This is a genomic window from Streptomyces sp. NPDC003697, from assembly GCF_053587115.1.
Genome location: NZ_JBSFNN010000016.1, coordinates 1 through 20,022 on the forward strand (window position 1 = coordinate 1; position 20,022 = coordinate 20,022).

The following is a 20,022-nucleotide window of genomic DNA, read 5'->3' on the forward strand; positions in this document are numbered from 1 at the left end:
GGACGCCCTCGTACTGGATGTACTCGGGCTTCCGGCCGGTGCGGCGAGTGGGGGTACCCCTGCTCGAGCGGAGCCGAGAGCTTGGGGGAGCGTGCCGGGCGTCGCGACGGGGCGAACGTTGCCTGCCGCGGCACTAGGCCTGTCGTCAAGCGCCGGTGGCCGCCGCCAGGTAAGGGCCGAACTCGCCCTCCAGGACCAGCCGACCCAGTTTGCGGTACTCCTGCGCGACCGCCGCCACCAGCTGCCGCATGGTGAGCGGGCTGCCGGACTCGGCCGCGAGGTAGGCCGCGGTGACGGCGCAGGCGCGGATGGAGCCGCCGGCGAGTTCGAAGCGGTCCGCGCAGAAGGCGAGGTCGAGGTCGGCGGCCCTCGGCAACCTGTCGCCCAGGCAGCGTTCCCACAGGGCGAGGCGCTGGCCGGCGTCGGGCACCGGGAAGTCGGCGACCACGTCGAGGCGGCGGGTGAACGCCTCGTCCAGGTTGGCCCGCAGGTTGGTGGTCAGCACCGCGATGCCGTCGAAGGACTCCATGCGCTGCAGCAGATACGCCGACTCGATGTTGGCGTGCCGGTCGTGCGCGTCCTTCACCTCCGAGCGCTTGCCGAAGATCGCGTCGGCCTCGTCGAAGAGCAGCACCGCGTTGACCGCGGAGGCCTCGGTGAAGATCCGCTCCAGGTTCTTCTCGGTCTCCCCGACGTACTTGTCCACAACTGTGGACAAGTCCACGACGTACAGATCCATGCCCAGGTCGGCGGCGACGACCTCGGCGGACATGGTCTTGCCGGTGCCCGACTCGCCCGCGAAGAGTGCGATGACGCCGCGGCCCCGGCCACCTCCCGGCCGCATCCCCCACTGCCCGAGCACCTGCTCGCGATGGCGGGCGCGCAGCGCCAGTTCACGCAGCCGTCGGTGGGTGATCGGCGGGAGGACGAGGTCGCCCCAGCCGACCCCCGGCTCCACCCGGCGGGCGAGCCGGTCGAGCCCCGCGCCGTTCTGGGCCCGCACGGCGGTCCGCAGATCGTCGGGGCGGACCGTACGGCCCGCGAGGGCGGCGGTCCGCACCGCCACGTCGGCGGCACGCCGCAACTGCCCGGAATCCAGCCGGTGCGCGGCGACCGCCTGCGCGAGCGCCTCGGCGTCGTCGACCACGGAGCCGTCACCGGCGGCCAGTTCGAGAGCGTGCCGCCAGCGTGCGGCCTGCCGCTCGGGGGCGGGCGCCGGCACGGTCAGGACCACGGGGGTGTCGGCCGCCCACGCCGGGTCCCAGCCGGCGGTGCCGTGCGTGAGCAGGGGGATTCCGCGCAGCGCCGCGCACAACGCCCTCAGCGTGCACGCCCGTTCGGCGGGTTCGCCGGGCAGCGCCTCCAGCGGGCCGAGGACGACCCCGGCACCGGTCAGCCGGGCCTCCAGCGCGGCGACCCGCGCCAGCGCCGGTACGTCGCCGGAGCGCCGGGCGAGCACCACCGCGTCCAGGACGAGCGGGCGCAGCCCGGCCGCATACAGGGCGGCGACCGCCAGCCCCTCGGCATCACCGCCCCGGCTGCGCAGCTGGACGAGACCGGCGCCGGTCCCGGCGGCGGCCGCCGCCCGCTGCACCTGCGCCGCCTCGGCGGTCGGGTCCTCGCGCGCCTCGCCGAGCACCCCGGCGAGCCTGGCGTCGGGCTGCGTGCTCCCCAGGAGGTGCGCGGTGACCCGGTCGGGCACCACCAACACCCGGGACAGCGGCGGCCGTTCCGGCTCGGTGACCTCCACCAGACCGCCCGCGACCAGCGGCGCCCCGGGCGCCAGCCGGAACCGGGCGGACGCCGCCCCGGCCAGCCCGCACAGCTCCAGGGCGAGCCCGACCGTGGGCCGCCGGCGTGTCAGGTCGTCGTTGAGATAGCCGTAGAGCCGCTCGAAGCGGCCATCCAGGTCCGGTGCCACCGCGATCAGGAGCAGGTCCAGATCCAGGGACGACAGGCCGAACCGCGCGGCCAGAGCGCCGAGCACGGAACCGGCCGGCGGCTGCCACGGCTCCCGCCCGGGTACGTCGAGCCCGCCCGGCTCGTCCAGGATGCGGGCCGCCGCTTCGGGCGTGAGGTACTGGCCGCGGTACGGATCGTCGGGATCGGGGTCACCGGCGCGCCGTGTCTGCACGGCGTGCCGCACCCGTTCCTCTACGGCGCGCAGGCGCAGCCAGAGGTGCTCCTCGGCACCGGGGAGGACGGCGGCCAAGGGTTCTGCGGTCTGTGTCACGGCTGCCGGTCCCCCCTTCGGCGGCGCCTGGCCGGCGGGGGACGGTCACGGGGGCCCGCGTAGCCGTGCGGACCGGGGTCGCTGGTCTCCGTGTAGCGCAGCCGGCGGCCCTCCTCCGCGTCCTCGGTGCGCGGGGTGGCGCGAACGACGAGGCCCTCGGTGACCGGCGGTGCGGTGGCCTTGGTGATGCCGGCGAGCGGTGCCCGTACCCGCACGTTGAGGGAGGCCTTCAGCTCACCGCCCATGGCCGACCACACGTCGGAGGCGGTCGGTGCGTCGGCCGACCCGGCGGTGTCCACGCCCACGGTCAGGCCGAGTTCGGCGAGCGTGCCGGTGAGCAGCCGCGCGGGCAGCGTGTCGGTGGCCACCAGGGTCGCCAACACCTGGGACAGCAGCCGGTGTTCGTCCTGCGGGCGGCTCGCCCACGCCGTGACCAGGTACGTCAGCTCGAACCAGCGCGGCGGGGTGCGCCGCGCCACGAGGTGGCCGTCCTCGTCGTACACCTCCCCGGCGCCACTGCCGCGCCGGCTCGCGTCCTCACGGATGTCGTACAGGAAGACGCAGACCGTCGGTGCGCTGCGGCGCGCGGCCCAGTCCCGGGTCGGGGCGTCGAGGACCACCTCGACACCCGATGCCTCAAGGCCGGACTCGCCGAGCAGCCGGCGCAGCCCCTCGTCGACCTCGTGGATCACCGGCGGGTCACCTCGTCCGGCGGCTGCACGCTGCCGTTGACCACCAGGAAGTCGGTCTTCACCGGGGAGAACCCGGGACCGCTTGCCGTGATGGTGCGCGGCCCCGTCTGGTCCTTGGCGAGGATCAGCAGCTGGCCGATGAACGTGCCGTCGGGCAGCGGGATCGTCGGCGCCGCCGCCGCGGTGATCCCCGGCTTCCACTTGAAGCGCACCGGCACGCCCGGCGGGAAGTCCTTGCCACGCACCGAGGTGACGAAGCCGGGCTTGCCGATCGGGGGCACCGCGATGATCCGCGGCTGGAGGATGCGCAGCTTCTGCCGGGTGGTGTTGTCGCTCTTGTCGGCGTCCGTACCGGTGGTGGTGAGCTTGCCGGTGACCTGGGTCTTCATCGCCTTCTTGGGGCTGAGGACCACCCGCACGACGGTGCTCGCGCGCGGCTTGAGGTCCGGCAGCGCGCACACCCAGGACGCGTCGCAGCCCTGCGGCCGCCCGTTGTTCGGGATGCCCTTGGGCAGGCCGATGTGCAGCCGCAGCCCGGTCGCGAGTGCGTTGCGGCCGTTGCGGACGGTGTAGGTCACCACGACTCGCCCGCCGACGTAGCCCGGATCGGGCTGGGCGGTGACCTTCACGCCGGGTCCGGCGTCGGGTGCGGGCGGCTCGGCGGGCACGGTGGGCGTCGGGGTCGGCGCCGGGGTCGGTGTCGGCGCCGGGGTCGGTGTCGGTGTCGGTGTCGGTGTCGGTGTCGGTGTCGGGGTCGGTGTCGGCGTCGGGGTCGGGGTCGGCGCCGGGGTGGCCTCGCGCACCGGGACCACGGTCCGGCCGGCGTTGTCGCTGGGCTCGGGGTCCAGGACCGTGCCGGTCACCGACCAGTCGACGGGCTGGTCACCGGCGGTGAGGCCGGTGAGGGTGACGCTCACCGTGACGGTGGAGCCGGGCCGCACCACGCCCACGTTGCACTGGAGGGTGGCGGCGTCGCAGGTGCCGCCGGGGTGGGTCACCTTGGTGACCTGCACGCCGGCCGGCGGGGCGATGGTCAGGGTGGTGCCCGGGGAGGCGGCGGGGCCGTTGTTCACCAGGCCGACCTGGACCGTGCGGGACTTGCCGACCGTGACCTCGGGGGTGGTGCCGGGCGCGTCGACCGCGAGGTTCACGGACTGCTGGACGCTGGGCTCCTTCTGCCGGCCCGGCAGGGTGCCGGTGAGCGGGGTGAGGTCGCCGGAGTCGACGTCCAACAGGCTCAGCTTCTCCGGGCTGTTGACCGCTGCCTCGGCCCGTGAGCTGATCACCAGGTTCTCGCCGTCGGCCGTCCACGCGGCGTCGCGTGGCTGGAACGGTCCGGTTGCCGAGGTGTCCGGCAGCTGCCGGCCGCAGGCTCCGGGCAGGCCGATGGCGGCGGTGGGCGTCAGCACCCGGCAGTCGTCGCCGGTGAGGGAGGTGAGCAGGATGCCGCCGCCCTGGTCGACCTGGCCGCCGCCGCTCTTGCGGTTGAAGGCGATGCTCAGCCCGTCCGGCGAGAACGCCGGGCTGTCGTCGATGACCTCGCAGTCACCCGGGCAGATCGTGGCACTCAGGTCACGCTGCCGGCCCAGGTTGTCCACCGGCACGGTCCAGATGTGCTTGTTGCCGCCGTTGCCGCCGATGACCTCGTTGCGGGTGAAGGCCAGGGTCGTGCCGTCGGACGACCAGGTGGGCTGGGCGTCGCCGCCCGTCTGCTCCGCGGCCGGCGGGGTGATCTGCCCGGTGATCGCGCCGGTGGCCGCGTCCGCGACGAGGATACGGCCGGCGCCGCCGACGCCGCCCGGGGAAGTCCGGGTGAAGGCGAGGTACTTGCCGTCCGGGGAGAACGTCGGATCGGTGTCCCAGTCCGTCGCGCCGCGTCCCGCGAGCGGCATGGGCTGTGCGTTCTGTCCGTCGGCGTCCGCGATCCAGATCCGCTCGATCCGGCCCTGGGAGCCGTCCTCGAAACGGGTCAGCACGATCCGGCGGCCGTCGGGCGTGTAGTTCTGCCGCTCGGTCCACGGGTCGTACCCGGCCGCGGGCCGGAACAGCGGGTCCCTGGCGGGATCGGTGTCGGTGTCGGCCGCCGGGTCCTCGTTGAGGATCGTCAGGCCCAGGTCGCGCGGGTCGGACCCGTCCGACCGAGCGTCCTGCAGCGTCACGGCGTGCGGGCCGGAAGCCGAGGTGCGCTCGACCACCGCACCGCCGCCGTCGAGCGAACCGGACCAGGTGACCGAGGAGATTTCCCGGTCCTCGTTCAGCACGAGCGAGGGGACCTGGTAGGCATGGTGGGCGGTCGCTCTGAACACATGGTCCCAGTCGCCCTCGCACTCACACGTGATCTCGGGGCTCAGGAACAGCACATCGTCCCCGTCGGGCAGCCACGCTGCCCCGTGGGCACGCCACTGTGCCCGCGCGCCCCCGAGCAGCGGTTCGTCACCGGTCCCGTCCGCGTTCGTCACCCGCAGCCGGGGCACGCTCTGCCCGTCGACGGTGGTCGTGGCGGTGTACGCGATCCAGTTCCGGTTCTCGTCGTCGTTCACCGGGTTCCACACCGGTTCGCCGGCCGTCCCGTACGAGGGGGAGGTGACGCGGGTGGCGGTGCCGCCGTTCAGGGGCCGTACGTAGATCTGCTCTCCGGCCGGCACGTCGCTGTCGCTCGCGTACGCCAACCGCTGCCCGTCGGGGGAGACGGTCGGGCACTCCTCGTTCGCGGGGGTGTCGGTGAGCCGGGTCAGACCGGTGCCGTCGGTGTGCACCAGCCACAGGTCGCGCTGCGTCCCGCCGTCCAGGCCACCGGACTCGGCCGCGTCGAACACCACGGACCTGCCGTCCGGGGTCAGCCGGGGGTGCGCCGCGTCCATGCCGCTGGTCAGACGCCGTACGGAGCCGTCGGCGGACCGGAGGTAGATCTGCGGGATCTTCTCGTCGCGCAGACTCGCGAAGACCATCTGGTCGCCGAGGGCGGACGGCTGAACGTCGTGGTGGGCCGGGCCCGCGCCGAACAGCGGGGTGCTGGAGGTCGTGGTGGCCACCTGGCCGAGACTGCGGTGCCTGGTGCCGGCGTAGGCGATCCGGGTATCCGTGGTGTCAGCGGCCGCGGGCCGCGTCGCGGACCCGGCGCCGCCCTGCCCGGAGGCCGCCGTCACCCCGAGCAGCGGGACGAGCAGCAGCAACGACAGGCCGAGTCTTCCCGGGCGGTACCGCCCGCCGGGGCCGGCGGTTCGCATGGAGGGTCCCCTTCGCGGTCTGGTGCGGCACGTGGATGTGCCCCCGCCACCCTGCGACGTCCGCGTACGACGCGGCAGGGCGGCGGGGCCGTATCCGGGGGAAGCGTGCGGTGTGCTTTCGGGCAGCACCGGCGTACCTCCGAGCGTCAGATGAGCCCGTTCCGCAGCGCATAGCCCACCGCATGGGCCCGGTTGCGCAGTTGGAGGCGGGTGATGATCTCGTGCAACACGTTCTTGACGGTCCGTTCGGAGTACGCGGTCTTGCGGGCTATCTCCGCGGTGTCCAGGCCCTCCGACACCAGGCGCAGCATGTCCGCCTCCCGTGTGGTCAGCGTGGACAGGGACAGGCCCTGCGGATCGAGCGCCGAGCGCTGCAGGCTGCCGACGTGGGAGAGCAGCTTGCCGAGCAGGTCGCCGGGAAGCACTCCCTCGCCGTTGGCCGTCGCGAGGACCAGGTGGAGGAGCCGGTCCTGGTCGGCCTCGGCACGCCGCAGCACCGCCGGGACGCCGCACTCGATGACGCGTTGCAGCGCCCCGGAGCCGAGGGTGCCGACCACGAGGCCCACGCGGGTGGCGGAGTTGAGCCGCAGCCGGTGCAGCAGGGCGGCCACGTCGTCCTCGACGTGGTCCACGACCACCAGCGACACCTGGGCCCCCTCTGCGTCGGCGTCGGCGACCAGCTCGACCTCGGGGCGCTGGCGTAACTGCTGGCCGACGCCGACGCGCAGGATGGGATCGGCGGCGTAGACGGCCACGGTCACCCGATCCGGCCGGCCGGTGCCGGAGACCCTATGCCCGGAGCCGGCGGCGAACTCGTGGGACATGGAGGCAGACATGGCAGGTGTTCTCCTCTGCGCAGGACCTGGGAGGGTACGTCTTCATGGGTTCAGGGGAAGGAAACCTGGGGCGGGACGAACGTCCGAAGGCGGCGCGCGGGAGCCGTCGAGTGACATCAACCACCCACTCCGGTAAGTGGGTTGACGGTCACCTGCGGGCACCACGGCTGCCCGGGTGTTGCCCTCGCGCCCCTCGGCACACTCCTGCGGACGTTCCTACCGTGGTGGCGTGACGCCTTCTGCAGCCTCTTCCGGTCCCGGTGCGCCCGGACTCGACATCCCGGTCGTGACAGTGGCCCCGGGCGGCAGTGCCACGACCAGTCTGACCGTCCGCAACGACGGCGACATCGTCGAGGCCTACAGCCTGGAGGTCGTCGGGGACTGTGCCTCCTGGACCACCGTGGAACCCGCGCGGGTCTCCCTCTACCCCGGCACCTCCGAGACGGTGACGATCCGTCTCGAGCCACCCCGCAACCCGGCGATCCGGGCCGGCGAGCTGCCCCTGGCGATACGGGTCCTGCCGACCGAGCATCCCGACGCGGTACGGGTTCCCGAAACCACGGTGCACGTCGCGGAGTTCCACGAGCTGCGCACCGAGTTGCAGCCGCGCCGCCGGCGCGGCTGGCTGCGCGGCCGCTATCGGCTGGCGGTTCGCAACGAGGGCAACACCCCGGTGCAGGTCGGCTTCACCCCCGGCCAGGCGGGCGAGGAACTGGCGTTCGCCGTCAACCCGGCCGAGCCGAAGCTGGAGCCCGGCGAGTCGGTCGACGTGGGGCTGCGGGTCCGTACGGGCAAGCCCGTGTGGTTCGGCTCCCCGGTGACGTGGCCGTTCACTCTGGCCACCGCCGAGACCGGTGTCCAGGACGGGGCCCCGGCGGCCGAGACCGCCGACCGGCCGCCGCTGGAAGCCGAGTTCGTCCAGATCCCCATCTTCCCGAAGTGGCTGCTCGCCGTGCTCGCGGCGCTGCTCGCGCTGCTGCTCGCCTGGTTCGCGCTGGTCCGCCCGGCGGTGCGCAGCGCCGCGAAGGAGGCGGCCAACGAGGCAGTCCAGCCGCGCCCCATGCCCGCAGGAGAGCAGGGCGGAATCGGGCAGACACCCGGCAACGGTTCCGGCGGCGCGAGCGCCTCGCCCGGCGGTCAGGGCAAGGGTTCCGGAGCGGGCGGCGACGGCACCTCGACCGGGGACGGCACCACGGTCGGCAGCGGTCAGCAGAGCTCGGCGACCATCGACCTGAAGACGTCCAGCGGAGAGACCAAGACGGGTACGTACAAGGTGCCCGAGACGAGCGTCTTCGGTGTGACGGACATCGTGGTCGCCAACTTCCAGGGTGATGAAGGGGTGATGACGATCAGCTTCGGCGACCGCAAGATCACCACGATCGCCCTGGAGACCTTCCGCAACCAGGACTACCACTGGGTCACCCCCATCAAGATCCCCGCGAACGACACCGTGACCATCGAGGTGACCTGTGCGAAGCCGGGCACTCCGGCCACCGGCCGCAGGGCGCAGGGATGTCACGAGGTGCTGAACGTGAGCGGTGTGCTCAGCCGCACGGCGCAATGAACCGGCGCCCCAAGCCTTGAGCCATTTTTGATTAGTGCCGACTGAAGATGTAAAGAGCGGCAACTGATTCCGTCCAGAAATCGACAACTCTGGCCAGAAGACTGGCATCCATCCACAGACGGCACACCTTGGACGGCATTCAGTCGTAGAGGGCGAAGCTGCCGTCGGTGCGGCGGCCGTAGGCGGTGGGCCGGATGCGGGTGCAGTGGGATGTCACCCAGGTGGTGGCCGGAGTGGTGGGGCGCTGGGTGGTGGGCAGCGCGTAGCGCACCTGCTGGGCGGATGACGTCTCCACCTTCGCCCGCTTGCACGCAGCGCGCCGCCGGGCGGGGCCGCCGCCGGCGAAGACAGGGCGGCGGCCCCGCCGAAAGGCAGCGCGCACCCGCGCCGTGCGCGGGCCTTGAACCCGTAGAGGGTGTGCGCGGGAAGCTGGGGAGAGTGGTGGCTGAGGAAGTGGGCGGCTGATCAGTCGCGCTTGGGCCAGATCGGGCCCTGGTCGGTCCAGATGACGCCCTTGTTACGGCACAGGCAGAAGGGGTGGCCGATCGGGTCGGTGTAGACCTGCCAGCCGTAGCCGTTGGGGCCGATGAAGTCCTGCCTTGGCGTCGCGCCGAGGTCAAGGACGCGGCGCTGCTCGGACTCGATCTCGTCCACTTCGAAGTCGAGGTGGAACTGCTTGGGGTGCTCGCTGTCGGGCCACTGCGGAGCGCGGTAGTCGTCCACCCGGATGAATGCCAGCTCGATCTCGCCGAACTGGATGCCAGCCCAGTCCTCGGAGCTGCCTTCCTTGATCGGACGGCCCGTCATCTCGGAGTAGAAAGCCGCCAACTTCATCGTGTCCGGGCAGTCGATGATGAAATCGGTGAGTCGCAGCATCCCGCGATCTTGCCACAAGCGGCCAGATCCCGAAGCCGGCATCAAACGCAGGCGCCGTGCTCGGCAGACCTCAGCGGCCACCGCGCCCATAGTTCGCATCGGGGCAGTCACCCCTACTCGTCCAGCCCTCTGAGGCGTATATCTCCTGCAGGAAGTCCAGGAGGATCCGGGTGAATTCCTCCGGCTGCTCCATGGTCGTGTAGTGGGCGACACCGTCCAGCTGCACGATGCGACCGTTGGGGACGGCCTCCATGAGGGCAGCGACGGTGTTGAGGCAACCGCGTGTGTCCAGGGCGCCGTTGATGGCCAGGACTGGGACGGTGATGTCCTTGGCGCGGGAAGCCACGTCTTCGACCGGAACGCAGTGGTGTGGCTCGTCCGGGGTGTGCTTCATGAGGGTGCGCATCGCCATCTCCCGTACGTGGCGAACGATTTCGGGGTCGACGTCGTCGAGGGTGCGGGAGGGGCCCGGTACCCACTGGGCGATGCTCTCCAGCCAGCCAGGGATGTCGCCGGCGGCAAGGGCGTTGGCCTGTGCCTCCTGGTTCGCGGCAGACCACGGGTCGCTGAGGTCGGGCTCGCCGATGCCGCGGCCGCTGACGACGACGGCCCGGACAAGTTCGGGGTACTCGATCGCGGTGTCGATGGCGATGAGCCCGCCCATCGAGACGCCGACCAGGGTCGCCGGAGTGCCGCAATCGAGGTGCTGCAGCAGCGCGGCAAGGTCGTCGGCCTGCCGGAACGGCTTGCTCGCGTTCGCGGAGAAGCCGTGGCCGCGGGCGTCGGGGGCGATGACCCGGACGCCCGTGGCGGCCAGGCCGGGGATCAGGTTCTCGAACTGGGTGTGGTCCGCGAAGCCGCTGTGCAGCAGTACCACCGGCCGGCCGTCGCGAGGGCCGGCGTCGCGATAGGCGAGCAGGCCGTCCTCTGACGCGTAGGTGTCGAACATGGGCGTGGAGCCAGCGGCCGGTGCGGGTGTCGACGTCCCATTCATGACAACAAAGGTGTCACATTTGTTGTCCATATGGCAACCGGGGTGTCATCATGATTCAGTGACCGAGACCGACCGCCTCCTCTCCCCCGAAGAGCTCCCGGAACGGCTGATGGAGGTCTTCGCCCTCGTCGGACCGCTCTACCGTCGCGTCCAGCGCAAGATCGAGCTAGAGGCCACCCAGGGTCTCTCCGTCGGCGTACGCGCCGTGCTGGACCTGCTGCGCGAGCACGGGCCGATGACCGTCCCCCAGATGGGTCGAGCCCAGTCGCTGAGCCGCCAGTTCGTGCAGCGGATGGTCAATGACGCCGCTGCAAGGAAGCTCGTCGAGAGCATCCCGAACCCCGCGCATCAGCGTTCCTCGCTGATCCGACTGACCGACGACGGCCACGCGGCGATCACGGCCATAGCCGCCCGCGAGCACGCCCTGCTGCGCCAGGCGGCCGGCGACCTCACCGACACGGACGTCGCCGCCTGTGTCCGGGTGCTGGGTCGGATGCTGGCGCTCTTCGACGACGTCGATGTCGCGAACGCCGAGCCGCCCTGCTAGCTACCGGCCCATGAAATCAGGTGATCAATACAGTGCTGCCGCACCAGTGGATGCACATGCGGACAGGACACGGAACGAAGGGCACCCGCGAGTACGACTGGGCCTGGCTCGATGTCCGCGCGGACGACACCCCCAACGGACACGGAGATTCAGGACCAGCCACGACCGCGCCCAGAGGTCCGTGGCGAGCACCGACCGCGAACCCTTCACGGGTCCGCGGTCGCTGCTCGTGCTGAGGGGGAAGTTCGTCGTGGAATACCGTGACGGCCGGTTCAAGCGGTGCCGGCCAGGCGGCATCACTTCACTCGAACATGACCGTTCCTCCCCGGCCTTCCGGGATGCCCGCTCCTGCCCCGGTCGCCTTCATCCCCCCGTCGGCCGTGTCTCCCTTCGGCCCCAGGCCTGCCGTCTCTGCCGGGCGGGCCGGAGGGGCCGCGTGGACCGTCGGGACCGGAGGGGCCGGGGGGACCGGAGGGGAGTTGATCGGCAAGGTGCCCCCGGAGGTCGGCGTTCTGCACCTGCATTTCGTCGAGCTCCATCTGGTGGGCGAGGAGGGCGGCTGCCTGAGCGATGAGCACGACGATCAGCGCGGCGCCGAGCACAAGGGGTCGCCCTCGTTTTCGCGGCGCTTCGTTTTCGATGCTCACTTTATCCTTCACGTTGCGTGACAGCGGGACTGCATGGAAATAACGTGGGATTCTGTCGCCCTAACTACTGGTCGGCGCAGGTGGGGCGACGGCGTCCTTTCCGTCCTTGCCGTCCTTGCCGTCTTTCCCGTCCTTCCCTGGCGGCCCCTCGTGACCGTTTTCGCCGTCCTTTCCGTCCTTGCCGTCTTTCCCGTCCTTCCCTGGCGGACCGACGGGGCCGGACGGGCCGGGAGGACCTGGGGGACCGGACGGCCCGGTCGTGACGCGTTGGTCCACGAGGTCGACATGCTGTGCGTGCAGATCATCGATCTGCACATGCTGCGATACGATTGCCGCCGACTGCACGAGGAGTGTGATAATCAGCGCTGCTCGGATTGCTAGACGCCGCCGCGATCTCCCCGGCGCTTCATACACGTCGCCCACATTTCACCTCCCGCTATCGGCGAAAGTGTAAGTGGCAGAGAGTTCCATAAGACGGACCTCTCGCCGCCGCGTGTCTGACCAGGCGACCTCGAAAGTCCCGAATTGCATCTCCGTGCGAGCGGAGGTGAGCGGTACGAGACCGGCCCCGGGCACCTCCACGGTCCCACGCCGCCTCCCAGACCAGGTACTCGCACCGTCCATGTCGCATGCTGCGCCCAGGCGATCTCGCGGGCCGCAGCCCTGGCCGCCCGCATCCGGCCCAGGGCCGCCTCGTCGATTCGGTTCAGCACCCGCCGTGCCGTGGCCGGGGAGGCCACCGGCCCGAACAGCTCAGCCTGGTCCCGCAGCACGGCGAGATCGAGATCGAGCAGGCCCGCGCCGCTGATCCGCCCGGCCCTGCTGCGCGACCGGCAAGGTGTTGAAATCCGGATGATGCGAAAGGAACAGGGGCGCTAGCGTGCGCGTATGGATCTTCAACCTGGAAAGACCGTGCCCGCCGTTCCCGTTCCTCTCGATGCCGAACTCCAGGTCGCTCATGACGCCTACCTGGCGGAGGAACCGGACTTGGCGCCGATGAGCCTCGAGAAGCTGTCGGTGATCCGCGCGGAGGTCGACGCCGCAGTGGCGGCGCTCGAGGACCTCAGCCATGGCGGGCGCTTCACCGTCTTCCAGCCTTCGGTGCCCGGCCTGGACGGCGCCCCCGAGATCCCGCTGCTGGTGTGCACACCCTCCGGCGCGCCCGCATCGCGGCCGGCGCTCTACTTCATACACGGCGGCGGCTTCTACTGTGGCGATCACCGCACCGGGCTCGACCAGATACTCGAGACGGCCGAGCGGTTCGGGGCCACGCTGATCTCGGTCGGCTACCGGCTCGCGCCCGAGCACCCCTACCCCGCCCAGATCAACGACGCTTACGCCGGTCTGTTGTGGGTCGCCGACCACGCGGACGAGCTGGGCATCGACTCGGAACGCATCGTCGTCACGGGCTTCAGCGCCGGCGGCACCCTCGGCGCCGCGCTCGCTTTGACCGTGCGCGACAAGGGCGGTCCCCGCCTGCTCGGCCAGCTGCTGATTGCCCCGCTGCTCGACGACCGCAACGACAGCGCCTCGGCCCTGCAGATGGACGACGTCGAACTCTTCGACCGCAGCCGCAACGGGTTCGCCTGGAGCTCGCTGCTCGGCGACGCCCGGGGCGAAGCTGACGTGCCGCAGTACGCTGCGCCCGCCCGCGCCACCGACCTGGCCGGCCTGCCGCCCACATTCCTCGACGTCGGCTCCGCCGAGTGCCTGCGCGACGAGATCCTCGCCTACGCCGACCGGATCTGGCAGGCCGGCGGCGAAGCCGAGCTGCACGTGTGGCCCGGCGGAATCCACGGTTTCGACCGGAAAGCCCCTGAGGCGCGGATCAGCAAGGCCGCTGTCGCGGCACGCCGCAACTGGCTGGAGCACCTTCTCGCCACCAGCTGACGGTTCACGTGGGTCCGGCAGGCCGTGCCCGCCCCCGCTCCGCCCGTACCGGAGCCCGCCCCGTGGGGCCTCGGCCCGGACTCGTCCAGGCAGGTCCACCAGGGCCGCACGGCTCGACCTGTCAGGCCGAGGCAGTCGCTCAGGGTTGCGGCTACCGTCGTGAAGAGAGCAGATTGCCACCGGAGGAGGAACGACGATGGCCGGCACCGAAACGCTCGACCGCAGCACCTGGGAGACCGCCCTCAACCAGATGACCGAGGAACACGAGGGGGAGTTCGTCACCATAGAGGTACTGGACCCCGAGGTCGGGCACCAGTACGCAGCCAACCGGCTGCCCTTCGCCACCATCGTGTACGACCCGAAGGACGACGTAGTGGTCGTCTCCGTCGGCGGACGGTCGCCGCGCTACCCCGTCGTCCTGCGACACCTGGTGTGGCACCCCACGGAGATCGACGTCGCCACGCAGGACATTCCCGAGCCGGCGGTCCGGACAGTCGACAAGGACGGCACCGCCACGCTGATCACCTTCTTCCCCCAGGAGTCCGGCACGGAGTCCTGACCCCTGAGGCGCGCCCGCCGCCGTACGAGAGGACGTTCCAGCCCGGAGCAGTGGTACCCGACGTCCACCCGAGACGACACTCGGGCGCACGGCATGCCCGACCTCGGCCGGCGGCAACGAAACGGGCCGCCGACGGAGTCGGCGGCCCATCACGAAAGGTCGAGGCTGAAGCAGGTGTCGCAGGTTCGAATCCTGCCGGGGGCACAGCCAGAAGGGCCAGATCACGAGGGGTTTTCCTCCCGGGCCGGCCCTTCGTCGTGTCCGGGGTCGTGCCATGGACGCGCCACTACGCGCCCGCAGGGTCCCTCTCTGAGAGCCCAGAGGCCGCTCCCCCGCCGTCCCGGATCACGACTCCGAAGCGGTCGGCGATGGCCCGGTCACGGTCGCCGGTCATGTGCACTCGGTCGAATCGGGCGGACCATGCGAACGGATGGGGAACAGCCAGTCAGGCGTTGGGGCGCTTGCCGTGATTGGCCTTCTTCTTCCTACGGGCACGTCGCTTGTTGCCTCGTTTGGCCACGGTGCACATCTCCCTGATTCGGAACTTTCCAGGCGTTGGCCAGTCTAGATTCGGCCCGGAGTGTCCGCATCACGGTGCCGCGGGCGCACCGCACGTAGCCCGGCCCCCCGTCCCGGAGCCATCACTGGCTTCTGTCGAACGCAGACGACCCAAGCCTCCCGAGCTGAGAGCTTGGGAAGCGCCGCAAGCCGGACTTGGCCGAGCGGAACTACAGGCCGTAGCGCTCGATCAGCGCGCCATCGGGTCCAGCGTGCGAACGCGCGGCGCCGGCATCACTCCTCGCACCTCGAGGAAGCTCAATGTGCTCCCTGGGCGGGACCAGGCAAGCGTCCGTCATGGTGCGGTGAACAATGCGGGGAAACCTGGCGCGAGCCAGGGCTTGTGTCCCCAGGCGAGGACCTTGCCGCGGGCGATGGCACCGGTGGCACTGCGCCTGCCCAGTGCGAGCAGGAAGAACGTGATCGGTTCGATCAGGATCGTGCAGTCGGGACGGCGCGGGGGCTCGTCGTGCACGGCCACCGTGCCGTTGGTGAACGTCACTGTGAGCCGGGAGAGGCCGCGCACCCTCAGCTCGTAACAGGCACTGTGCCCGTCAGCCGCTCGTGCATCGACGACACGGGGCATCGCAGTGAGCAGAAACGGCATCGCCAAATCGACCCTGTCACGGTCGATCATGTGTGGTCGGCCAAGTGCCGCTGCCATGTCATAGCCGTGCCCAAGCATGTGGGTCAGCAGGTAGGAGCCAAGGGTTCCCAAGTCCATGGGCCCCAACGGTGTCACCGTCGGTGTGTCCGCCGACCGCAGGCCGGCCGCCTCGGTGAATGCCCGCGCATGCCGGACGATGTCGCCCGCCAGGACGGAGGTGTCGCGTTCGGGGAAGGAAACCAGCGAGGCTGCGTTGGCCTCCGCAAGTCCCCCTGGTGTGCCGTCGCCATACACCTGCTCACGCCCTGCGGCAAGGGCAGCCATCAACTCGTTGGCCAGGACCAGGTGCGCCGCAGACTCTCCAACCGTCCACTCAGCACCAGGAATGGGCACCGTGGCATCTGGACACGACCGGAGCAACCCGGCTATCTCCTCGGCAACGAGACAAATGGCTTCAGGCAGCCGCGATCGCGTGGCGGCCTCACGATGAGGGGCGGTCATAGAAGTGAAGCGTGGACCACGCCTTCGCATCTGTCCATCCGTCCCCGTACACCGATCGACCTGCGAGACAGTCAGGACGAGGGCTGCAAGCATCTACGCCTGACACCAACGACGCCGGACGGGGACATACAGGTCCTTCCAGGCTCATGGGAACGATCCTCACCCCGCGACCGTCTACAGTGTCGTAGACCGTCCACGAGATGGTCGACGGTGGGCGGCGTTCACCGTGCCGGCGCTGGTCGCCACCGGCCGGCTCGGAGCGTGCCTGTGTGCAGCCGCCCCCTGGCTGCGCGCCCCCTGCTCACCGACATGACCACCCCGACTCGGATTACCGGCGGAGGACCATGCGACAGAAGATCCTGGTCGTGGAGGACGATCACGCCCTGCGTGACGTGCTGCGCCGCGGTCTGTACGAGGAGGATTTCGACCCGGTCCCGGCCGCCGACGGCGCCACCGCCCTGCGTCTCGCCACGGACCACGTCGCGGCGGCCGTCCTGGACGTCGGTCTGCCGGACGCCGACGGACGGGACGTGTGCCAGGCGATGCGCGCCAACGGCTTCCTCGCCCCCGTGATCTTCCTGACCGCGCGCCACCGGCTCACCGACCGCCTGTCCGGCTTCTCCGCCGGGGGCGACGACTACCTGCCCAAGCCCTTCCACCTGACCGAACTCGCCGCCAGACTGCGAGCAGCCGTCAGGCGGGCGGGCAGCACGGCGGTGGCCTCGACCGGTGACCTGGTCCTGGACGCGGTGAACCACACCGTCACCGTGCACGGCGCCCAGGCCGTCGCTCTGTCCCCCACCGAGTTCCGGCTGCTGGCCACGCTGGCCGCAGCGAACGGGACCCTCGTACGCCGCCGTGACCTGGTGGGGGCCGGCTGGCCCCAGGGCGCACAGGTCAGCGACAACACCCTGGACCAGTACCTGAGCCGGCTGCGCCGCAAACTGCGTGAGGCGGGCAGCAGCCTGACGATCGGTACGGCACGCGGCATCGGACACCGCCTGTCATGAATCATGCCTCGCGTGTCCGGCGGCGCCTCGCCCCGCGCACCCTGCGCGGCCGGCTGTCGCTGGTGGCGCTGACCACCGCGGCCCTGCTCATGACGATTCTGACCGTCGTCTTCAACACCGTGATGGACCGGCACCTGCAACACCAGGCGGACGACGAACTGCGCAACCGGGCGGCAGCGGTGGCCACGACCGTCGACACCATCGGACCGCGGGTGCGCGTCCTGGAAACCGTCAACGACCGCCTCCTCGACGCCAACGTGTGGATCTACGCCGGATCGCGCCTGCTGGAGAAGCCGCCGTCCACCACGCTCGGCGGCCCGCCCACCCGAGCCGCCGACCGGCTGGCCGCCCAGCCGAAGGACGCCTGCGCCACTGTCCGGGCACACGGTCACCGGCCCGTCCGGCTGTGCGCCCAGCGTGTCCCCGGCCGCCGCGCCACCGCGACCGTCGTCACCGCCCTGGACCTGACTCCGTACCGCAGTTCGGCCGACACCCTGCTGGTGGGATCACTCGTCCTGGACGCCGTAATGCTCGGCTGCACCTACGTACTCACTCGCCTGGCCGTCGGCCGGGCACTGCGCCCGGTGCGGACGATGACCGACCAGGCCACCCAGTGGAGCGCCGTGGGGTCCGACGAGCGCTTCGGCACGGAGGATCACCCGGCCGAACTCGCCCGCCTCGGTGCCTCCCTGGACGCACTTCTGGACCGGATACGCACCGTCCTGCGCCACGAGCAGCAGTTGACGGGAGAGCTGTCCCACGAGCTGCGTACGCCGCTCACCCGCATCGTCATGGAACTCGACTGGTGGCGCACCCGCCGCCGCACGGACGCCGAGACCCGCGCCGCCCAAGAGGTGATCGCCGAGGCCGCCCAGTCCATGCGCGTCATCTGCGACACGCTCCTGAACGACGCCCGCGAGAACGCGCTGCAACCGGCAACGGTCCCCGGAACAACCGACGTCCTCCCCGTCCTGGACCGCCTGCTCCAGCGCCTCGACACCCCGGACCAGGTGAAGACCGCGGTGGAGGCGGAAGCACCGAAGCTGGGGGCGGGTGTCGCCCCCGCCCCCCTCGAACGCATCCTCAGCCCCCTGCTCGCCAACGCCGCCCGCTACGCCCACTCCCGCGTGACCGTGTCGGCGCGGCGCATCCCCGGCGCCGTGCGGATCGACGTCGTCGACGACGGCCCCGGTGTGCCGAAGACGTTCGCGGACGACCTGTTCCAGCCCGGCCGGCGCGCCGATCCCGGCGACGGACACGACGGCGCGGGCCTGGGGCTGCCGCTCGCGCGACGCCTGGCCCGCGCCGTGGGCGGTGAGGTGTCCTTCGACCCCCTGCACACGCCCGGGGCCAGGTTCACGGTCAGGCTGCCCGCCGGGTGACCGGTGCCTGGCCCTCCTGCACCGACCGGCGTTCCTGCACGTGGGCGCAGGCCATCAGTCCGAACAGGACAGCGAGGAGCACGGCGGACGAGCCCGCGGTACCCAGATCCAGGCCGCCCTTGGCGACGGGCTTGGTGAGGAAGTCGCCGGCGGTGGCGCCCAGCGGGCGGGTGAGGACGAAGGCGATCCAGAACAGCAGCACGTTCGGCACCGCGGGCACCCTCATGAGCGCCACCAGCACGGCCAGCACCCCGGTCACGAGCAAAGCGCCGCCCAGGTAGCCGAGGCCGGAGCTGTCGGAGAGGAAGTCGCCCATCGACGTGCCCAGGGTGTTCGAGACGAGGATCGCCGCCCAGAACAAAGCTTCACCTCTGAAGGTGACGATGTCGCGGATCTGGAACGTCATCCCGCTCAGCTTCCAGGCGAGGAAGATCGTCAGGAGGACCGAGATCAGGATCGCCGCTCCCTCCGGATAGCCGAGACCCAGGCCCTGCGGTCCCCAACCCAGCTTCGTCTCACCGTTCGAGAGGTACTTGGCGCTGGCGTCGCGGTTCATGAAATCGGACATGGTCGTGCCGGCCATGGAGGTCGACAGGATCACGGTCCAGTAGAAGAACGGGTTGTAGTGGCTGGAGCGCAGCTGGACCACCAGCGTCACCACGAAGACCAGGAACAGCGCGACCGTGGTCAGGAAGTAACCGAGCTTCAGGGTCTGCGCGAAGAGGTCGCCCGCCGTCTCACCCAGGGTCGTCGCGGCGATCTTCATGATCCAGAACGCCAGTGTGACCTCGGGCAGCTTCTTCATCACCGACTTGGTCGTACTCGACGTGGCCGCCACGTCGAGGTCGGTGAGGACCTCCGGATTCTCCATTTCATGTCTCCTGTGCGGTCGAACGGCAGGGCGCTCTTCCGGCGCGACGGGAGAGCGCCCTGCCGCATGTGCCCGCCGCCGGCGGCGGGCAAGATCTCCGACCGTGGCACAGGATGCCTGAACGCATCCTGAACACCCGGCGTGTGCCAGGTCAGGCCGCGCGTCGAGATGCAGGCTCAGGCTCGGCGACGTCCTGGCGCGTCACACTCAGGTGGACGACCAGGCCGAGAATGACGGCGAGGAACAGCGCGCTGGTGATCACGGTGCCCAGACCCAGGCCACCGTCACCGGTGGGCTGGGAGAGGTAGTCGCCGACCGAGGCGCCGAGGGGGCGGGTGAGGATGTAGGCGATCCAGAAGCTCCACACCGCGTTCAGACCCAGCGCGAAGTGCGCGATGGCCACCGCGGCGATGGCTGTCGCGAACAGGACGGCGGACAGCCAGTACCCGAGGTCCATGCGCTCGGAGACCAGGTCGCCGGCCGCGGTGCCCAGGGCGAAGGTGAACAGCACCGCAAGCCAGTAGAAGGACTCACGGCTGGTGGTGTCGATGCTGTGGATGGACAGCGTCCGCTCACGCCGGTACCAGACGACGAACACGATCGCGAGGAGGATCGCGAACACCGTCGTACTCGTCTCCAGCGGCACGCCCATGTTGTCGGTGAGGTTGTCACTGACAAGGGTGCCGACGACGCTGATCAGAGCCACGGCGAGCCAGTACACGCCGGCCCGGTACGCCGTCGTACGGAACTGCATCACCAGCACCACGGCCAGCAGCGCGCTCATCAGCACCGACACACCGGTCAGGCCCAGACCGGCCTTCTCGTTCAGCAGGTCTGCCGCGGTCTCCCCGACTGTGGTGCACAGCACCTTGATGATCCAGAAGTAGAGGGTGACCTCGGGCACCTTGTTCCGGCGCAGCCGGTCGACCGGTGCGGCGGACCCGCCCGCCTCCGGACCCGGCGATATCTCGGATGTCTCATACGTCATGGGCACGGAGGCTGCCACCGGACACCTGAACGCATCCTGA

18 protein-coding genes and 1 pseudogene are annotated in these 20,022 nt (G+C 70.7%); 7 read left to right on the forward strand and 12 right to left on the reverse strand.

What is annotated here, in order from left to right:
- Positions 1-145: 145 nt before the first annotated feature.
- The 4 genes from ACWDNY_RS09200 to ACWDNY_RS09215 form a co-directional block, all read right to left on the reverse strand.
- Positions 146-2,233 carry an ATP-binding protein gene (locus tag ACWDNY_RS09200; RefSeq protein ID WP_451645094.1) on the reverse strand — a complete coding sequence of 696 codons (2,088 nt, stop codon included), beginning with the start codon at positions 2,231-2,233 and terminating at the stop codon, positions 146-148.
- Positions 2,230-2,925, reverse strand: a complete 696-nt coding sequence (locus ACWDNY_RS09205) for a DUF4255 domain-containing protein (RefSeq protein WP_451645095.1) — start codon at positions 2,923-2,925, stop codon at positions 2,230-2,232. Before ACWDNY_RS09205 ends, ACWDNY_RS09200 begins: the two co-directional genes overlap by 4 nt.
- Positions 2,922-6,152 (reverse strand): hypothetical protein, encoded by a 3,231-nt coding sequence (locus ACWDNY_RS09210; protein WP_451645096.1) that lies wholly within the window; start codon positions 6,150-6,152, stop codon positions 2,922-2,924. Before ACWDNY_RS09210 ends, ACWDNY_RS09205 begins: the two co-directional genes overlap by 4 nt.
- Positions 6,153-6,298: 146 nt before the next feature.
- Positions 6,299-6,988, reverse strand: coding sequence for a LuxR C-terminal-related transcriptional regulator (locus ACWDNY_RS09215; RefSeq protein ID WP_451645097.1), 690 nt, complete (start codon positions 6,986-6,988; stop codon positions 6,299-6,301).
- Between the two features lie 229 nt (positions 6,989-7,217).
- Here ACWDNY_RS09215 and ACWDNY_RS09220 point away from each other — a divergent pair, with 229 nt between their 5' ends.
- Positions 7,218-8,552 carry a COG1470 family protein gene (locus ACWDNY_RS09220; RefSeq protein WP_451645098.1) on the forward strand — a complete coding sequence of 445 codons (1,335 nt, stop codon included), beginning with the start codon at positions 7,218-7,220 and terminating at the stop codon, positions 8,550-8,552.
- A gap of 139 nt (positions 8,553-8,691) precedes the next feature.
- On the opposite strand, the gene ACWDNY_RS09225 is transcribed toward ACWDNY_RS09220, so the two are convergent.
- The 3 genes from ACWDNY_RS09225 to ACWDNY_RS09235 form a co-directional block, all read right to left on the reverse strand.
- Positions 8,692-8,847 carry a hypothetical protein gene (locus ACWDNY_RS09225; protein ID WP_451645099.1) on the reverse strand — a complete coding sequence of 52 codons (156 nt, stop codon included), beginning with the start codon at positions 8,845-8,847 and terminating at the stop codon, positions 8,692-8,694.
- A 170-nt stretch (positions 8,848-9,017) separates the two neighbouring features.
- Positions 9,018-9,428, reverse strand: a complete 411-nt coding sequence (locus tag ACWDNY_RS09230; RefSeq protein ID WP_451645177.1) for a VOC family protein — start codon at positions 9,426-9,428, stop codon at positions 9,018-9,020.
- Between the two features lie 70 nt (positions 9,429-9,498).
- Positions 9,499-10,422, reverse strand: coding sequence for an alpha/beta fold hydrolase (locus tag ACWDNY_RS09235; protein WP_451645100.1), 924 nt, complete (start codon positions 10,420-10,422; stop codon positions 9,499-9,501).
- Positions 10,423-10,480: 58 nt separating this feature from the next.
- On the opposite strand from ACWDNY_RS09235, the gene ACWDNY_RS09240 reads away from it, so the two are divergent.
- A complete protein-coding gene (locus tag ACWDNY_RS09240) occupies positions 10,481-10,969 on the forward strand; it encodes a MarR family winged helix-turn-helix transcriptional regulator (RefSeq protein ID WP_451645101.1) in 489 nt (162 codons plus the stop codon).
- Positions 10,970-11,448: 479 nt separating this feature from the next.
- The gene (locus ACWDNY_RS09245; RefSeq protein ID WP_451645102.1) at positions 11,449-11,637 is read left to right on the forward strand and encodes a hypothetical protein; all 189 of its coding nucleotides are present in this window, start codon (positions 11,449-11,451) and stop codon (positions 11,635-11,637) included.
- 605 nt (positions 11,638-12,242) lie between these two features.
- Here the strand turns inward: ACWDNY_RS09245 and ACWDNY_RS09250 are convergent.
- Positions 12,243-12,398 (reverse strand): annotated as a pseudogene (locus ACWDNY_RS09250) (IS1380 family transposase); the annotation flags it as partial.
- Between the two features lie 106 nt (positions 12,399-12,504).
- Between ACWDNY_RS09250 and ACWDNY_RS09255 the strand changes: the two are divergent.
- Together ACWDNY_RS09255 and ACWDNY_RS09260 are read left to right on the forward strand one after the other, a co-directional pair.
- Positions 12,505-13,506: an alpha/beta hydrolase gene (locus ACWDNY_RS09255; protein WP_451645103.1), complete on the forward strand. Its 1,002-nt coding sequence runs from the start codon at positions 12,505-12,507 to the stop codon at positions 13,504-13,506.
- 196 nt (positions 13,507-13,702) lie between these two features.
- The gene (locus ACWDNY_RS09260) at positions 13,703-14,065 is read left to right on the forward strand and encodes a DUF5335 family protein (RefSeq protein WP_451645104.1); all 363 of its coding nucleotides are present in this window, start codon (positions 13,703-13,705) and stop codon (positions 14,063-14,065) included.
- A gap of 445 nt (positions 14,066-14,510) precedes the next feature.
- Here ACWDNY_RS09260 and ACWDNY_RS09265 read toward each other — a convergent pair whose 3' ends face one another.
- Together ACWDNY_RS09265 and ACWDNY_RS09270 are read right to left on the reverse strand one after the other, a co-directional pair.
- Positions 14,511-14,594 (reverse strand): 50S ribosomal protein bL37, encoded by an 84-nt coding sequence (locus tag ACWDNY_RS09265; protein ID WP_382923987.1) that lies wholly within the window; start codon positions 14,592-14,594, stop codon positions 14,511-14,513.
- A 324-nt stretch (positions 14,595-14,918) separates the two neighbouring features.
- Entirely contained in the window at positions 14,919-15,731 is an 813-nt protein-coding gene (locus ACWDNY_RS09270; protein WP_451645105.1) for a maleylpyruvate isomerase family mycothiol-dependent enzyme, read from the reverse strand.
- Between the two features lie 344 nt (positions 15,732-16,075).
- Between ACWDNY_RS09270 and ACWDNY_RS09275 the strand changes: the two genes are divergently transcribed.
- Positions 16,076-16,741, forward strand: coding sequence for a response regulator transcription factor (locus ACWDNY_RS09275; RefSeq protein ID WP_451645106.1), 666 nt, complete (start codon positions 16,076-16,078; stop codon positions 16,739-16,741).
- Positions 16,738-18,123, forward strand: coding sequence for a sensor histidine kinase (locus tag ACWDNY_RS09280; RefSeq protein WP_451645107.1), 1,386 nt, complete (start codon positions 16,738-16,740; stop codon positions 18,121-18,123). Before ACWDNY_RS09275 ends, ACWDNY_RS09280 begins: the two co-directional genes overlap by 4 nt.
- Here the strand turns inward: ACWDNY_RS09280 and ACWDNY_RS09285 are convergent.
- Together ACWDNY_RS09285 and ACWDNY_RS09290 are read right to left on the reverse strand one after the other, a co-directional pair.
- Positions 18,104-18,994, reverse strand: a complete 891-nt coding sequence (locus tag ACWDNY_RS09285; protein ID WP_451645108.1) for a COG4705 family protein — start codon at positions 18,992-18,994, stop codon at positions 18,104-18,106. The genes ACWDNY_RS09280 and ACWDNY_RS09285 overlap by 20 nt on opposite strands.
- A gap of 151 nt (positions 18,995-19,145) precedes the next feature.
- On the reverse strand, positions 19,146-19,982 hold the full coding sequence (locus tag ACWDNY_RS09290) for a COG4705 family protein (protein ID WP_451645109.1): 837 nt from the start codon (positions 19,980-19,982) through the stop codon (positions 19,146-19,148).
- Positions 19,983-20,022: the final 40 nt, after the last annotated feature.

Coding starts and splice junctions, on each gene's coding strand:
- ACWDNY_RS09235 (WP_451645100.1), bottom strand. CDS start 10,422: ATGAATGGGACGTCGACACCCGCACCGGCCGCTGGCTCCACGCCCATG.
- ACWDNY_RS09260 (WP_451645104.1), top strand. CDS start 13,703: ATGGCCGGCACCGAAACGCTCGACCGCAGCACCTGGGAGACCGCCCTC.
- ACWDNY_RS09280 (WP_451645107.1), top strand. CDS start 16,738: ATGAATCATGCCTCGCGTGTCCGGCGGCGCCTCGCCCCGCGCACCCTG.
- ACWDNY_RS09210 (WP_451645096.1), bottom strand. CDS start 6,152: ATGCGAACCGCCGGCCCCGGCGGGCGGTACCGCCCGGGAAGACTCGGC.
- ACWDNY_RS09270 (WP_451645105.1), bottom strand. CDS start 15,731: ATGACCGCCCCTCATCGTGAGGCCGCCACGCGATCGCGGCTGCCTGAA.
- ACWDNY_RS09285 (WP_451645108.1), bottom strand. CDS start 18,994: ATGGAGAATCCGGAGGTCCTCACCGACCTCGACGTGGCGGCCACGTCG.
- ACWDNY_RS09290 (WP_451645109.1), bottom strand. CDS start 19,982: ATGACGTATGAGACATCCGAGATATCGCCGGGTCCGGAGGCGGGCGGG.
- ACWDNY_RS09265 (WP_382923987.1), bottom strand. CDS start 14,594: ATGTGCACCGTGGCCAAACGAGGCAACAAGCGACGTGCCCGTAGGAAG.
- ACWDNY_RS09275 (WP_451645106.1), top strand. CDS start 16,076: ATGCGACAGAAGATCCTGGTCGTGGAGGACGATCACGCCCTGCGTGAC.
- ACWDNY_RS09215 (WP_451645097.1), bottom strand. CDS start 6,988: ATGTCTGCCTCCATGTCCCACGAGTTCGCCGCCGGCTCCGGGCATAGG.
- ACWDNY_RS09255 (WP_451645103.1), top strand. CDS start 12,505: ATGGATCTTCAACCTGGAAAGACCGTGCCCGCCGTTCCCGTTCCTCTC.
- ACWDNY_RS09230 (WP_451645177.1), bottom strand. CDS start 9,428: ATGCTGCGACTCACCGATTTCATCATCGACTGCCCGGACACGATGAAG.